The organism is Brenneria corticis (assembly GCF_003115855.1).
Classification (GTDB): domain Bacteria; phylum Pseudomonadota; class Gammaproteobacteria; order Enterobacterales; family Enterobacteriaceae; genus Brenneria; species Brenneria corticis.
On record NZ_KZ819080.1, the window covers coordinates 123,705 to 138,270 of the forward strand.

Consider the following 14,566-nt stretch of genomic DNA (forward strand, 5'->3'; position numbering starts at 1 on the left):
ATTTATGCGTGATGGAGGTAACAATTTAGTGATGATTGTCACATTAAAATAAGGGTTATTGTGGCGTTTGGGGGCGGTTATGGAGCTTAGCGCTGCCCATAATAAGCATCGGGGCCGTGCTTGCGGCTAAAGTGCTTATCCATCAGATAATCGTCAATCGCCCGCAGGCGCGGATTAATCGAGCAGGCAATCCACGCCATTTTCGCCACCTCTTCCATCACCACCGCATTGTGGACCGCTTCGTCGGCGTCCCTGCCCCAGCAGAAAGGGCCGTGCTGATAAACGACGATCCCCGGCGTATGCAGCGGGTTGCCGTCGCCAAGGGTTTGGGCGATGACCACGCCGGTATTTTTTTCATATTCCTCCGCCACTTCCCGCGGCGTTAACGGCCGGGTGCAGGGAATATCGCCATAAAAATAGTCGGCGTGGGTGGTGCCCAGTGCGGGGATCGCCAGCCCCGCCTGCGCCCAGGCGGTGGCATGGGTGGAATGGGTATGGACGATGCCGCCGATTTGCGGATAGCGGCGATAAAGCTCCAGATGGGTGGCGGTATCGGAGGAGGGGCGGTATTTGCCGTCCACCACCTTTCCCTGCATATCGACCACCACCATGTCGTCGGCCTGCATCACCTCGTAGGCCACGCCGCTGGGTTTGATAACCATCACCTGCCGCCGCCGATCGATGGCGCTGACGTTGCCCCAGGTATAGGTCACCAGACCGTGGCGCGGCAGCGCCATATTCGCCGCAAAAACCTGCTGTTTCAGTTGCTCTGGCATACGATTTCCTCCACCGGCAGCCCGGCCCGCGCCATCTGCCGTTTAACCCAGTCGCGGGCGGCGGCGATCTCCGTTAGCGGGTCGGGTGAGGTTTCGCTCCACATTTCGATCAGATAAGGGCCGCAGTAGCCGCTCTCCCGCAGCGTGGTAAAGCAACGGGTAAAATCGACCACGCCGCTGCCGAACGGCACGTTTTTGAAAACCCCCGGCCGCGTATCTTTAACATGCACGGCCACGATATGGCCTTTCCCCGCGCTCAGCTCCATCTGCACGTCGTTATCCCACGCCGACAGATTGCCGATATCCGGGTAAAGCTGGAACCACGGGTTATTGAGGTAGCTGGCATAGCCCAGCGCTTTGCTGATGGAGTTCATTAACGGGTAGTCCATGATCTCCATCGCCAGCGTCACCTGGGCCCGGCTGGCCATTTCCACCGCCAGTTGCAATCCCTGGCGAAAACGCTCCCGGGTAAGGTCGTTGGCCCGCTGGTAGTAGACGTCGTAACCGGCGAGCTGGATAACGCGGATGCCCACATCCTGCGCCAGGCGGATGGCCTTGCCCATGATCTCCAGCCCCTGATTGCGTATGTCGTCATCTTCCGAGCCCAACGGAAAGCGCCGGTGGGCGCTCAGACACATGGACGGAACGCGGATGCCGCTGGCGGAAACGGCGTTGACCAGCTCCAGGCGCTGTTCGCGGCTCCAGTCGAGACGCGCCAGCCGGCCGTCGCTTTCATCCAGCGACATTTCGACAAAGTCAAAGCCCAGCGTTTTCGCCAGTTGCAGCCGCGTCGGCCAGCTTTCGCCCGGCGGCAGGGCTTTTTCATAAATACCAAGAGGAACCGCTTTCATGAGCATAAGGTCACCTTATCCCCAGAGCTGGGCGATGCGGCGCTTGAATTCACGCGCCGCCTCTACAGGGCTCGCGGCGTCGCGGATGCTGCGCCCGGCGATAAACACATGGACGGGAATGCCTTTGAACAGCGGCAGATCCTCCAGCGCCAGCCCGCCGGTGACGGTGACCTTAAAGCCCATATCGGCCAGGCGCCTAATCGCGTCGATATCGGCCTCGCTCCAGGCGATGCCCGCGGCCTGCGCGTCCCGGCTGCGGTGATAGACCACCTGCCGGATACCGATATCGCGCCAGGCCTGCGCCTGTTCCCAGGTCCAGAAACCGGTCAGCTCGATCTGGACGTCGCCCTGAAACTCGCCGGCGACCTCCAGCGCGCCCGCCGCGGTGTTAATATCCGCGCAGCAAATAACGGTCACCCAGTCGGCCTGCGCGGCAAAGCACATGCGCGCCAGAATTTTTCCGGCATCGGCGATTTTGGCATCCGCCAGCACAATCTTGTGCGGGTAAAGGGATTTCAGGTCGCGCACCGCGCGCACCCCCTCGCCGACGCACAGGATGGTGCCGACTTCAATAATATCCACCTCTTCGGCAATCAATCGGGTGGTCCGGTAAGCATCGGCCAGCGTCTGGTTATCCAGCGCGACCTGTAACATCGGTAAATGAGACATCGGTAAACTCCTTAATCAGCATGCCGCCGCGGCGGTCCGGTCAATCAAATCCAATACCTCCCGCGCGGTGCGGCAGGCGCGCAGGCGGTCAAAGTTGGCCTCGTCTTCAAACAGATTGACGATTTGCATAATGCCCACCTCCTGATGGGTATTGGCATCGACCGCGGCCAGGGTGATCAGGATGTCCACCGGGTCGTTGTCTTCATGATTGAAAATCAGCGGCGTTTGCAGGGTAACCAGCGCAAAGCCGGTTTTTTTGACGCCTTCCTCCGGGCGGGCGTGGGGCATGGCGAGGCCGGGAGCGATAACGAAATAGGGGCCGAACCGTTGTACTCCATCCAGAATGGCCTGGTAGTAGCGCGGTTCGACGACATCGGCGGCGACCAGCAGGTCAACGCCGATTTTTACCGCTTCCTGCCAGCTATCCGCGGCGGCTTGCAGACGTATGGAGTGATTTTCTGCCAATGAATCGCGTAGTTTCATCGTCACGTCCTATTGCTTGAGGTCCGCCGGAAAGTGCGCCTTGATGACCTCCAGCAGCTTCGGGCCGAATTCGGCGGCGGAGAGCATATTGCGCACGCCGACCACATATTTATTGCCGCTGACGGTGATTTCATCCGCGATATGGGTTGAGGCGATAATGATGTCGGCGCCGCTCAGTTCGGCTTTGTATTCGCCTACCGCGCAGCTGTTCAGGCTATGGTCGATTCCCTGCTCGGCCAGAAACTGGCCGACCTTCATTTTCATAATCATGGAACTGCCTTGCCCGCAGCCGCAGACGGCCAGAATTCGTACGGTCATAATGATTTCTCCATGGACTCGGTGAGTTTCTTTTCAGCATCTTCTTCAGCCCGCAAGGTGCGGCCGGCAAAGACCATGTAGATCAGCGCAATGACGATAACGACGCTCATAAACCACAGGCCGAGCGTCAGCCCCTGCATCAACGGCGGCGCCAGAATCGACCAGTCCGCCATGCCCATCCAGGCGCTCAGGCCGGTCAGTTTTACCGCCCAGACGCAGCCGAAGATTTCGATCATGCCCATCACCAGGCAGATCTTCAGCGCCGCGCGCCAGCCGCCGAAGTGGTTGGCGAATACGCCGATGGTGGCGTTGGAGAAGAACATCGGAATAAAACCGGGAATGATCATGATGGGCGAACCGATGCCGATCAGGATGCCGACGGCGATCAGTTGACCGATGGTGCCCCACATAAATCCCCATACCACCGCGTTGGGGGCGAAGCTATAGATCGCCGCGCAGTCGATGGCCAGCACCGCGCCGGGGATCAATCGCTGGGAGATGCCGTTAAAGGCTTCGGAGAGTTCGGCGACAAACATCCGCACGCCCTGGACGATGATGAAAATGGCGACGGCAAACTGGAAGCCGGTTTGCAGAATATAGATACTCCAGTGCGTTTTTCCGGCCATTTGCTGCACGGTATCCAGACCGAAGGAGATCAGGATGGCGCCGAAGAAGACCGTCATAACGATGGCGGTGGAGACAATGTTGTCATGGAAAATGTTCAGCCAGCCCGGCAGTTTCAGATCTTCGACGCTCTCTTCCTTTTTCCCCAGATAAGGCGCCAGCTTGTAGGCCAGCCAGGAGGCGAACTGTTGCTGGTGCCCGATGGAAAAACCGCAGCCGTCCGTTACCGCCTGCGTGGGTTTGTACATCATGTTTGCCGTAATGCCCCAGTAAAGGGAAACCAGCACGGCGCTGCAGATGATGGTGGTCCACATCGGATAGCCGAGGATATAGAGGAAAACCGCCAGCAACCCGGCCTGCTGAAACATGATGTGGCCGGTGAGCATAATGGTGCGGATGCCGGTAATCCGGCGCAGCAGGACGTAAACAATATTCAGCGCCAGCGCCAGCAGTACCGCATAGCCGACCCAGCTGTAGGCGTCGCCCATGCGTTCGACGGTCGCCATCATGGAGGCGTAGGTATCCGAGATGGCGCCGCTGATGCCGTAAACTTCAGACATTTTGGCGACGACGGGTTTGAAGGTGCCGGTCAGAATACCGGAGCCGGCCTGCAATAGCATAAAGCCGATGATGGTTTTGATGGTGCCTTTAATGATGACTGTGGCGCTTTTACGCAGCAGCAAATACCCGAGAAAGGTGACGATCCCCAGCAACAGCGGGGCGTTGGTCATGACCTGATTAAAGAAGATGGTAAAGATGTTATAGAGCGTTTCCATAAGCACTCCGTTCGGCTTTTGGTCATCCTGTTGCGCGTCAACGGCGCATGACTCTGGCGCGGGCAGGCGTTTTTGGTAGGGCGTATTTACTCTATCAATCATAAATAATCATAAAAAGACATTTATTGATTATTTGTGAGTGGCTTCGCAATTATCCTTTCCGATGGAAATCATTCTCAATTCATAAAACCGAATGGTGTTTTTTATCTTTAATTTTCATATTATTATGTTTTTATTTTGCTATTTTCAGGTGATTATTGATAAGCGTGTAATGTAATGATGCGGATAACGGTCGATTGTCAGCATGGTGAAACGGTGATAAATTCGCAAAATAAAATCATATATTTTCATTTTATGATTTATTGTGATTTTATTGTTCAGTAACCTACCAGGCCGACCGACGATGAGGTTCACACTATGAGTAAAATCGACAGCATTACCCGTGAGTCATGGATTCTGAATACCTTCCCGGAATGGGGAAGCTGGCTGAATGAAGAAATAGCGCAGGAGCAGGTGGCGCCGGGAACGTTTTCCATGTGGTGGCTGGGCTGTACCGGCATCTGGCTGAAGTCGCAGGAGGGGGCAAACATCTGCGTGGATTTCTGGTGCGGCACCGGCAAACAGAGCCACGCCAATCCGCTGATGAAAACGGGCCATCAGATGCAGCGCATGGCGGGGGTGAAAAAACTGCAGCCCAATTTGCGCACCACGCCGTTTGTGCTCGATCCCTTCGCCATTCGTCAGGTTGACGCCGTGCTGGCAACGCACGACCACAACGATCATATCGATGTGAACGTGGCCGCCGCGGTGCTGAAAAATTGCGCCGGCGACGTGCCGTTTATCGGCCCGCAGAGCTGCGTCGATCTGTGGATTGGCTGGGGCGTGCCGCGCGAACGCTGCATCGTGGTGAAACCGGGCGATATCATCAGCATAAAAGATGTTGAAATTCACGCGCTGGACGCCTTCGACCGCACCGCGTTGATTACGCTCCCGGCGGATGAGAAAGCGGCGGGCGTATTGCCGGACGGTATGGATAAGCGGGCGGTGAACTATCTGTTTAAAACGCCGGGCGGCAACCTTTACCACAGCGGGGATTCACACTATTCAAACTATTACGCCAAACACGGCAACGAACATCGGATAGACGTGGCGCTGGGCTCCTATGGCGAGAATCCGCGCGGCATCACCGATAAAATGACCAGCGCCGATATGCTGCGCATGGCCGAGGCGCTGAACGCCAAGGTGGTGATCCCCTTCCATCACGATATCTGGTCGAATTTTCAGGCCGACCCGCAGGAGATCCGCGTGCTGTGGGAAATGAAAAAAGATCGCCTGAAATATGGCTTTAAGCCTTTTATCTGGCAGGTCGGCGGCAAGTTCACCTGGCCGCAGGACAAGGATAATCTGGAGTATCACTATCCGCGCGGATTTGATGATTGCTTTACCATCGAGCCGGATCTGCCGTATAAATCTTTCCTGTAAAACCGGCGGGGCGGCGTAGTCAACCCTTGAGATTGCTGACAAAGTCGCCTGTAAGCCTGAGATACCCGGGCCTACCGTACCGAGGGGCGCTCCGGCGGCTTACGCCGCTACGGCCCCTCGCCACGCTCTCCCTAATAATGGGCTTTGTCTATGGTCTGCAGGGTGAGCGTTTTATCCACTGATGATATTTCCGTGCGTACTTTTGACAAGTTATGATTCAAATTGCCGCGGGCGCTGATTATAATCGGTATCCAGAATCCATTTAGCGGGGCCAGTATGACCGAATCTCAGCGCCATAATGCCATCATCGATTTTCTGCAACGCCAGCGGCAGATTACCGTCGCCGATCTTATCGAGCACTTTGACGTCTCACCGGCAACGGCAAGGCGGGATATCAATAAGCTTGATGAATCAGGCAAGCTGCGCAAAGTCCGCAACGGCGCCGAAGCGGTGAATATTCCGCGTCCCGCCTGGTCGCCGCTGAATATTTATCAGGCGCAGAATCTGGATGAAAAAATGCGCATCGCCAAAGCCGCCGCGCAGCTGTGCCGTCCGGGGGAGAGCGTAGTGATTAACTGCGGCTCCACCGCCTTTTTGCTGGGGCAGGAAATATGCGGCAAAGACGTGCAGGTGATCACCAACTATCTGCCGCTGGCGAACTACCTGATTGAGCAGGAACACGAAAGCGTGGTCATTATGGGCGGGCAGTACAATAAAAGTCAGTCGATTACCCTGGCGCCGCAGGAAGGGGACGCCAGCCTCTACGCCGGCCACTGGATGTTTACCAGCGGCAAGGGGCTGACGGCGGAAGGGCTGTACAAAACCGATATGCTGACCGCGATGGCGGAACAAAAGATGCTGAGCTACGTCGGCAAGCTGGTGGTGGTGGTGGACAGCAGCAAGATCGGCGAACGAGCCGGGATGCTGTTCAGCCGGGTGGAGCAGATTGACGTGGTCATTACCGGCAAGCAGGCCGATGCGCAGATTGTGGCGCAGCTGCGCGCGCAGAATGTGGAAGTGATATTGGTGTAGTTTTCGCCATAGCCCTATGGTTTGTCTGGTTTAATATGCGCCCATGCGGGTTACAATAACGCCCTCGGTGATTAACAAGGCTGTAACCTTTAATGGAACAATTTGAAGCGATTGGTATTGAAAACGCCTATTCCCGCTGGCAACAGGGCGACGTGGTGGTGGATATCCGCGATCCGCAGAGCTTCGCCGTGGCGCATGTGCCCGGGGCGACGCACCTGAGCAACGAAACCCTGGCGGATTTCGTTCGCGGGGCGGACCTTGACGCGCCGGTGATGGTGATTTGTTATCACGGCATCAGCAGCCGCCATGCGGCGCAGTATCTGCTTAGCCTGGGGTTTGCCGCGGTATACAGCATTGACGGCGGGTTTGAGGCCTGGCAACAGCGCTATCCCCAGGATATTGACGCGCAGATTTGAGCGTGCCGCGCCGGTATCGCCGCCATCGGCGTTAACGCGCGCCGACGGCGGATTCGCCGTTACGCGCGGTTTTTAAAGGTCTGAATAATACTTTTCCCCTGCATAATAACCACCAGCAGAAAAAGCGCGGCCAGAAAGGCGGATATCGGCCGTTCGACGAATGCCGTCCAGTCGCCGTCTGATTTGATCAGCGAAGACAGCAGGCTCTTTTCAAACATCGGCCCAAGCACCATGCCTAAAATAACCGGCGCGATGGGATAGTGATATTTCTGCAAATAGTAGCCGATAACCCCCATAACCAGCATCACGACCACCGAGGCCATCGAATTATTCATGGCGAAGGCGCCGACGATGCTGAAGACGATCACCACGGGGTAGATAATATCCTTATTAATGGATATCAGCCTTTTCAGAAAATTGACCACAATCAGCGCCAGCGGCAGCAGGGCCAGGTTGGCGATAAAAAACAGCATAAAGATGGCGTACAGCTTTTCAGGGTGAAAGATAAACAGCGAAGGGCCTGGCTGCATATCTTTCATATACAGCACGCCGATAACAATCGCCGCCACCGAATCGCCGGGAATGCCGAATACCAGGGTGGGAATATAACTGCCCGCCAGGCTGGCGTTGTTGCTTGACGAGGCATTGATCACCGCCTCCTCCGAGCCTTTGCCGTATTTTTCCGGGTTGCGGGAGAACTTTTTTGCCACGGCGTAGGAGATCCAGGCGGCAATATCCGCTCCGGCGCCGGGCAGCACGCCAATCAGCGTGCCGATGGCGCTGCTGCGCGCAATACCGAGCCGGTTTTTCTTCAGCGCCGGGAAAATGCCGGCAAGGATATTGAGTGAGGACTTTTCCGCGGCGTGAGCGGGATGGTTTACCGGCGTGGCGCCTTTGCGGCTGGCGTAATATTCAATGGCGTTGGCGATGGCGAACATGCCGATCATCGCCGGGATAAAGCTGATCCCTTCCAGTAAGGATACCTGGCCGAAGGTGAAGCGCGGCTGTCCGGTAAATTCATCGTAACCGATGGTGGCCAACGCCAGCCCCAGCAGCAGCGCCAGCAGGCTTTTAACGATATATTGTCCGGCGATCAGGGTTGAGCAGCTTAGTCCCAGCAGGGCCAGCCAGGCGTATTCGAACGAGCTGAATTTTAAGGCGAACGACGCCAGCAACGGGGAGGCGAAGGTTAAGACGACGGCGCCGATAATGCCGCCGATCACCGAGGTGCTTAACCCCAGCCCGAGCACGTAATTGGTTTTTCCCTGCTGGCTGAGGGCATAGCTGTCGTCCACGTAGGCCGCGGATGCCGGCGTACCGGGAATGCGCAGCAAGACGCCGGGAATGTCGCCGGCATAGATGGTGGAGGCGCCGACGGAGATCATCATCGCCAGCGCGGGGATCGGGTCCATAAAAAAAGTAAAGGGAACCAGCAATGCCACGGCCATGGTGGCGGTGAGTCCGGGTATCGCCCCCACGAATAGGCCGAACAGCCCGGCGGCCAGAATAGCGATGATGGCGCTGAGGGTAATATATTCACTGGCGTTAATCAGGATATCCATTAACTGGCTCCATTAAAAAAGCGTGCCGGACGGTAATGGCACCAACAGTATTGTCGAAAAAAGATAATAAATACCGGCTGCAAGACCGACGGCGACGACGGAGGCGAGAATTTTGTTATTTTGCAGAAACAGCAGCAGCAGGCCGACCATGATGACGCTGGCGGTCAGGATAAACCCGAGTAATTCGACGCAATAAATATAGAAAATCACCACCGCCACCAGCAGAGCGACGCTGGCGATATCCTGCCAGCCGGTGACGCCCGGCTGATTTTTTACTTTTCCGCGCCAGACGGCGATAAGATCCAGCGCGGACAGCAGCACGATAAGGCAGCCGATGACGGCGGGCATGAAACCGGCGCCGAAAGAGCGGATATCCCCCAGCGCGATATAGGAATAAAGAAAAATACCGCCCCCGAAGAGTAAAAACAGCAGCGGCAGCACTAACGCTAGTCTCATGGCGTATCAGGTGTTATTTGCATAACACCCGCCTGTTTTATTTATCGGTGGAGAGCAGTTCGCCAAAACGGGCGTCTTCCTGGCGCATAAACTGATACAGATCGTCGTCGTATAGCGCGCCGACCTCAAAGCCCTGGTTATTGGCGAATTTCTGTAACTCCCCGGACTCATAGACCTTTTTCATCGCCGCGGTCAGCGTGGTCTGAATGTCGGTGGGCAGCCCCTTGGGCGCGGCCAGCACATTCCAGGTGGTGAGCGACCAGTCGTAAGGCGTGGCCTGTTTAAACAGCGGGATGCTGGCGTACAGTTCGGAAGGCTGGGCGGACATAATGGCCAGGTGGCGCACCATGCCGGCGTCGACCATGCTCTTGGCTTCGCCGGGCGAAGAGGTGACGAAATCGACCCCGCCGGAGACCAGTTCCTGTAAAGCGCCGCTGGCGCCCTGCGACGGAATAAACCTTACGGCATCCTCCGGCAGGCCGGCGCTCTTCAGCATGCCCAGGGTGTTGAGGTGCCAGACCGATTTGAGCCCGCTGCCGGAGGCGCGCAGTTTGCCGGGCTGCTGTTTAATCGCTTCGATCAGCTGATTGGCGTCCTGGTACGGCGAATCTTTGGCGACCTGAAGCCCGCCGTAAATCACCGCCAGCCGGCTTATCGGCGTGTAGTCCTGATAGCTGAGCTCGGCCATTTTCTGGTGGTGCATCATGGCGATCTCCACCGTTACGATGCCGAGCGTATAGCCGTCGGGCCTGGCGCGCTTGATGGCGTCATGGCCCACGACGCCGCTGCCGCCGGTACGGTTGACCACGTTGACGTTGACGCCCAGCTCTTTTTGCAGTCCGGAAGCAACCAGACGGGCCACGGTATCGGTGTTTCCGCCGGCGCCCCAGGGCACGATAATGGTGATGGGTTTTTCCGGCCATGCGGCGAAGGCCGAACTGGATATCAACACGGTGGCTAAGGAGGCTAACCGGATCATATTCATGTGATGGTTCCTTCTTGTCAGGGTATGCGGTGGAGGAAGATGTTTATCTTATTGATGTTATTTTGTTTTTATAATGCTCGGTACCGCTGCGAATCTGATCGAGCAGTACGGTTAACGCCCAGTATTTTTCCAGGACGTTATCTTTGTTGACCCGGCAATGTTCGCTGTCGAAGGTTCCCAGCCGCTGGTGGTAGATTTTGGCGTTTTTCGGGTAGCCCAGCGTCTCCGTTACCGCCGCCAGGGAGAGGAATATCGCCAGTTCCTGCGCCAGCGCCGGATCGCGGGCGTGGTGATGGTAAAGCCAGCTATACAGTTCAGGATGAAAATTGGTGAACACGCCGCTGAAGCCTTTGGAGCCGGCCTTGATGGCGTCAAAAGCGATGGCCGCGTTGGCGTTGATAATATTGAGCGGCGTGCCGGCCACCAGTTTCACCCGCCGCGCGACGGTCGGCAGATCGCAGCTGACGTCTTTCAGCACCACAAAACGCCCGCTATCGGCGCAATAGCGTAGCTCTTCATCGCTCAGCAGGCGGCGGTAGGGCGCCGGGCATTCATACAGCCCGAGCGGCATCGTTTGCGGCAGCGCCGCCAGCACGCTATGCAGCGTGGCATGGAACGTCTCGCTGCCCTGATTGTGCGGGTCCAGATGGTTGGTCACCAGTACCAGCGCATCAATGCCGGTTTCGGCCATGGCGCGAAGTTCGGCGATTTGCTCGTCGAGATCGTCGCTGATATGCCCCGATGCGATCACCGGAATACGGCCGGCGACCCTTTCCACCACGAAACGCGCCAGCGCCACGCGCTCCGGCAGGCTGAGAAACTGCATTTCGCTCGACTGGCAGACGGCGAACAGCGCGTCGACGCCTTGCTCAAGATACCAGTCGATCAGTTTTGCCAGACCGGGATAATCAATGTCGTTGCGTGCGGTAAAAGGGGTCAGCATGACCGGAACGATGCCTTCGATTTTTTTCATTCTTCACTCCTTGCGGCGGATGCGGTGCTTAAAAGCGGAAAGATCGGAAAACGCCTGCGGCTAGCGCTGCGCCAGACGGGCCATGACCTGTTGATGGCGCGGCATATTCGACGCGCCTTCGCGCTCGACCGCCAGGGACGCGAACGCGGCGGCGTAAGTCGCCGCCTGGGCGATGCTCTGGCCGCCGGCGATGGCGGCGGCAAAGGCGCCGTTAAAGGCGTCGCCCGCGCCGGTGGTGTCCACGCTCAGCGCGGGGAATGCCGGAATATGCCGGAATTGCCCGTCGTCGAGGATCAGGGCGCCGTGCGCGCCCATGGTAATGATGACCCGCGCCGCGCCGAGGGCGACAATCTTCTGCGCGGCCTGTTTCGCGCTGGCCAAATCGCGCACTTCGATACCGGAAAGCAGCGAGGCTTCGGTTTCATTGGGCGTGATCACGTCGACATATTCCAGGCAGTTGAGCGCATCGTGGGAATAGGGCGCGGGATTAAGCACCACTTTGCTATTTAATGTTTTCGCCAGCTTCATGGCATTAAGCGTGGCGGCGAAATTATTTTCCAGCTGGAGCAATAATACATTCGAGTCGGCAAGCTCCGGCGTAATAGCCGCGACTTCATCATCGGTAATGGTTTTATTGGCGCCGGGATAAATGGCAATCATATTTTCGCCATCCTGTTGGGAAACATAAATAATGGCATTCCCGGTTGGTTCGCTATCCGACTGGTAGAGTTTAAAGGAGAGTATTTCCGAGGAAGAGAGATGATCGTAGGCGAACTGGCTGAATTGATCTTTTCCCACCTTGGCGACAAAATGCACCTTGGCGCCCGCGCGGCTGGCGGCCATGGCCTGATTGGCGCCTTTCCCGCCGGGGCCGAGCGTGCTGCCCAGCGCCAGCAAAGACTCCCCGCCTTTGGGGAAACGCGCGACTTTGGCGACGATATCAACGTTAAACGAGCCCAGGATACAGACCTTACCTTGCATTTTATTTCCCTTCTTCGGCTGGTTTTTATTTCTTTGCTGACTTTTAAGCTGGGTTAAAAGTACCTCGAAATCGCCTCCCGTATCGGCAATGAGTTTTGACTGTAGACTGCGGCGGATAATAATGGCGCCGCCGTGGCAGCGCTGCACCAGATTTAATCGGGCCAAGGCGTTTAAGTCGCTGCGAATGGTTTCTTTGGATACCGAAAACATATCGGCCAGGTAGTCAACGCCGGCCCGCTCTTTTTTATCCAGGTACGCCAGAATATTATTTCTTCGTTCGATGAGAAACATAATCGCTCCCGCCCTTATGGTAAGAGTAAATGAGCCCTCCTGGCCAAAAAGTGATTGTGATCATATGTTGTCAGGCAAAACGGAAGTAAACAAAAATCGCATGTTATGTTATCGGGAACGCCGGGTTTTATCTGTGACGTAAAGAATAGTTATCAGGATGGGGCGCTAAAGAAGCCGTACGAAGATAGCGGTGCGATTGTCCTGCCTATTAAAACGAATTTTTATTAATATGTTGACCAATCAACTTACTCTATGGTTTGCAACAAGATTATGATCCGAGTGATTGCCCTATCCAACCCGCGTCTGGCACAGGCGTTTGTTGATTACATGCAGACGCGGAACGTCCGTCTGGAAATGCGCACCGCCGGGCAGGAAGCCGAGCTGTGGCTGGCGGACGATCTGCAGCTGGACGAGGTGCGGCAGGCGCTGGAAATTTTTCTGCGCGACCCGTTCAATCCGCGCTATCAGGCGGCGAGCTGGCATACCGGCTCCACCGATTCCGGCATCCGCTATCAACGTTTTTCCTATCTGCAAACGTTGAAGCAGCGGGCGGGGCCGCTGACGTTATCGATCATCATTGCCGCCATCGCGGTTTTTTTGCTGATGCAGATTTCGGGTTACGAGCCGGTGATGGCGTGGCTGTCCTATCCGGACGCCGGACAGGAATTGCAGCTGTGGCGCTGGTTCAGCCATGCGTTGCTGCATTTTTCCCTGCTGCATATTCTGTTCAATCTGATGTGGTGGTGGTATCTGGGGGGGCCGGTGGAAAAAGTGCTGGGCACCGGTAAGCTGTTGATGATCACCCTTGTTTCCTCGGTGGCGAGCGGCTGGGCGCAGTCCTGGTTCAGCGGGGTTCACTTCGGTGGATTATCCGGGGTTGTTTATGCTTTGATGGGATATGTCTGGCTGCGTGGGGAAAGGGAGCCCGAAGGCCGTTTATTTATGCCGCGTAGCCTGATGGCTTTTGCCGTGCTGTGGCTGATAGCCGGATATTTCGATATTTTAGGCATGTCGATAGCCAATGCGGCGCATGTGGCGGGATTAGTCGTCGGGTTATTGATGGCCTTTTGGGATACTTACAATAAAACCGAAACCCGGTAAAGCCGGTCGCTTAGGGGATGAACGTGAAGCAAACACAACGGCATGAGGGCATCATTGAACTGGTGCGTCGGCAGGGGTATGTCAGTACCGAAGAGCTGGTGGAACATTTTGCGGTGAGTCCGCAAACCATTCGCCGGGATCTGAACGAGTTGGCGGAACAGAATAAAATCCATCGCCATCATGGCGGCGCGGCGTTGCCTTCAAGTTCGGTTAATACCGCTTATAATGACCGTAAAATGATGTGGTCCGAAGAGAAAGCCCGCATCGCCCGCAAGGTCGCCAGCCAGATCCCGGACGGCGCGACGCTGTTTATCGATATCGGCACCACGCCCGAGGCGGTCGCCCATGCGCTGATGCAGCACAAAAACCTGCGCGTGGTGACCAATAACCTGAATGTGGCGACGCTGCTGACGGCCAAGGAGGATTTTCGCTTGATCCTCGCCGGCGGGGAAGTGCGTAGCCGCGACGGCGGCATTATGGGCGAGGCGACCCTGGATTTTATTTCTCAGTTTCGTCTGGATTTCGGTATTTTGGGTATCAGCGGCATTGACATGGACGGTTCATTGCTGGAGTTTGACTACCATGAAGTACGAACCAAGCGGGCAATCATTGAAAACTCCCGTTGTGTCATGCTGGTGACGGATCATTCCAAATTTGGTCGCAATGCCATGGTAAACCTGGGCAATATGGATTTGATCGATTATCTTTTTACCGATCAACTACCACCGCCCAGCGTGCTGAAAATCATTGAACAATATAAGGTGCAGTTGGAGTTGTGCTGATCCAGGCG

Annotated in this window: 16 protein-coding genes; 5 read left to right on the forward strand and 11 right to left on the reverse strand. The window is 56.3% G+C overall.

All coding sequences use genetic code 11. The features are described from left to right. Positions 1-86: 86 nt before the first annotated feature. Genes DDT56_RS12790 through ulaA form a run of 6 tightly spaced genes read right to left on the reverse strand, consistent with a single transcriptional unit; the run spans position 87 to position 4,497 of the window. On the reverse strand, positions 87-776 hold the full coding sequence (locus DDT56_RS12790; RefSeq protein ID WP_136166828.1) for an L-ribulose-5-phosphate 4-epimerase: 690 nt from the start codon (positions 774-776) through the stop codon (positions 87-89). Continuing rightward, positions 761-1,633, reverse strand: a complete 873-nt coding sequence (locus DDT56_RS12795) for an L-ribulose-5-phosphate 3-epimerase (RefSeq protein ID WP_136166829.1) — start codon at positions 1,631-1,633, stop codon at positions 761-763. Before DDT56_RS12795 ends, DDT56_RS12790 begins: the two co-directional genes overlap by 16 nt. Before the next feature lie 9 nt (positions 1,634-1,642). Next, positions 1,643-2,296, reverse strand: coding sequence for a 3-keto-L-gulonate-6-phosphate decarboxylase UlaD (locus DDT56_RS12800; RefSeq protein WP_136166830.1), 654 nt, complete (start codon positions 2,294-2,296; stop codon positions 1,643-1,645). A 15-nt stretch (positions 2,297-2,311) separates the two neighbouring features. Beyond that, positions 2,312-2,779 (reverse strand): PTS ascorbate transporter subunit IIA, encoded by a 468-nt coding sequence (ulaC, locus tag DDT56_RS12805; protein WP_136166831.1) that lies wholly within the window; start codon positions 2,777-2,779, stop codon positions 2,312-2,314. Positions 2,780-2,788: 9 nt separating this feature from the next. Then, positions 2,789-3,097, reverse strand: a complete 309-nt coding sequence (ulaB, locus tag DDT56_RS12810) for a PTS ascorbate transporter subunit IIB (protein WP_136166832.1) — start codon at positions 3,095-3,097, stop codon at positions 2,789-2,791. Further along, a complete protein-coding gene (ulaA, locus tag DDT56_RS12815) occupies positions 3,094-4,497 on the reverse strand; it encodes a PTS ascorbate-specific subunit IIBC (RefSeq protein WP_136166833.1) in 1,404 nt (467 codons plus the stop codon). Before ulaA ends, ulaB begins: the two co-directional genes overlap by 4 nt. Before the next feature lie 417 nt (positions 4,498-4,914). Here ulaA and ulaG point away from each other — a divergent pair, with 417 nt between their 5' ends. The 3 genes from ulaG to glpE all read left to right on the forward strand — a co-directional run bounded on the left by ulaG (position 4,915) and on the right by glpE (position 7,427). Next, a complete protein-coding gene (ulaG, locus tag DDT56_RS12820; protein WP_136166834.1) occupies positions 4,915-5,979 on the forward strand; it encodes an L-ascorbate 6-phosphate lactonase in 1,065 nt (354 codons plus the stop codon). Positions 5,980-6,255: 276 nt separating this feature from the next. Beyond that, positions 6,256-7,011, forward strand: a complete 756-nt coding sequence (ulaR, locus tag DDT56_RS12825; RefSeq protein ID WP_009111121.1) for an HTH-type transcriptional regulator UlaR — start codon at positions 6,256-6,258, stop codon at positions 7,009-7,011. 92 nt (positions 7,012-7,103) lie between these two features. Further along, positions 7,104-7,427, forward strand: coding sequence for a thiosulfate sulfurtransferase GlpE (glpE, locus tag DDT56_RS12830; protein WP_136166835.1), 324 nt, complete (start codon positions 7,104-7,106; stop codon positions 7,425-7,427). Between the two features lie 59 nt (positions 7,428-7,486). On the opposite strand, the gene DDT56_RS12835 is transcribed toward glpE, so the two are convergent. Genes DDT56_RS12835 through rbsK form a run of 5 tightly spaced genes read right to left on the reverse strand, consistent with a single transcriptional unit; the run spans position 7,487 to position 12,675 of the window. Further along, positions 7,487-8,989 (reverse strand): tripartite tricarboxylate transporter permease, encoded by a 1,503-nt coding sequence (locus DDT56_RS12835; protein ID WP_136166836.1) that lies wholly within the window; start codon positions 8,987-8,989, stop codon positions 7,487-7,489. 12 nt (positions 8,990-9,001) lie between these two features. Then, positions 9,002-9,445 (reverse strand): tripartite tricarboxylate transporter TctB family protein, encoded by a 444-nt coding sequence (locus DDT56_RS12840; RefSeq protein ID WP_136166837.1) that lies wholly within the window; start codon positions 9,443-9,445, stop codon positions 9,002-9,004. 37 nt (positions 9,446-9,482) lie between these two features. Then, positions 9,483-10,430, reverse strand: a complete 948-nt coding sequence (locus tag DDT56_RS12845) for a tripartite tricarboxylate transporter substrate binding protein (protein ID WP_136166838.1) — start codon at positions 10,428-10,430, stop codon at positions 9,483-9,485. A gap of 43 nt (positions 10,431-10,473) precedes the next feature. Then, a complete protein-coding gene (locus tag DDT56_RS12850) occupies positions 10,474-11,403 on the reverse strand; it encodes a dihydrodipicolinate synthase family protein (RefSeq protein ID WP_136166839.1) in 930 nt (309 codons plus the stop codon). A 60-nt stretch (positions 11,404-11,463) separates the two neighbouring features. Further along, positions 11,464-12,675, reverse strand: coding sequence for a ribokinase (rbsK, locus tag DDT56_RS12855; protein WP_136166840.1), 1,212 nt, complete (start codon positions 12,673-12,675; stop codon positions 11,464-11,466). A 270-nt stretch (positions 12,676-12,945) separates the two neighbouring features. Here rbsK and glpG point away from each other — a divergent pair, with 270 nt between their 5' ends. Together glpG and DDT56_RS12865 are read left to right on the forward strand one after the other, a co-directional pair. Further along, a complete protein-coding gene (glpG, locus tag DDT56_RS12860; protein WP_210417020.1) occupies positions 12,946-13,776 on the forward strand; it encodes a rhomboid family intramembrane serine protease GlpG in 831 nt (276 codons plus the stop codon). Between the two features lie 23 nt (positions 13,777-13,799). Next, positions 13,800-14,558 carry a DeoR/GlpR family transcriptional regulator gene (locus tag DDT56_RS12865; RefSeq protein ID WP_009111129.1) on the forward strand — a complete coding sequence of 253 codons (759 nt, stop codon included), beginning with the start codon at positions 13,800-13,802 and terminating at the stop codon, positions 14,556-14,558. Positions 14,559-14,566: the final 8 nt, after the last annotated feature.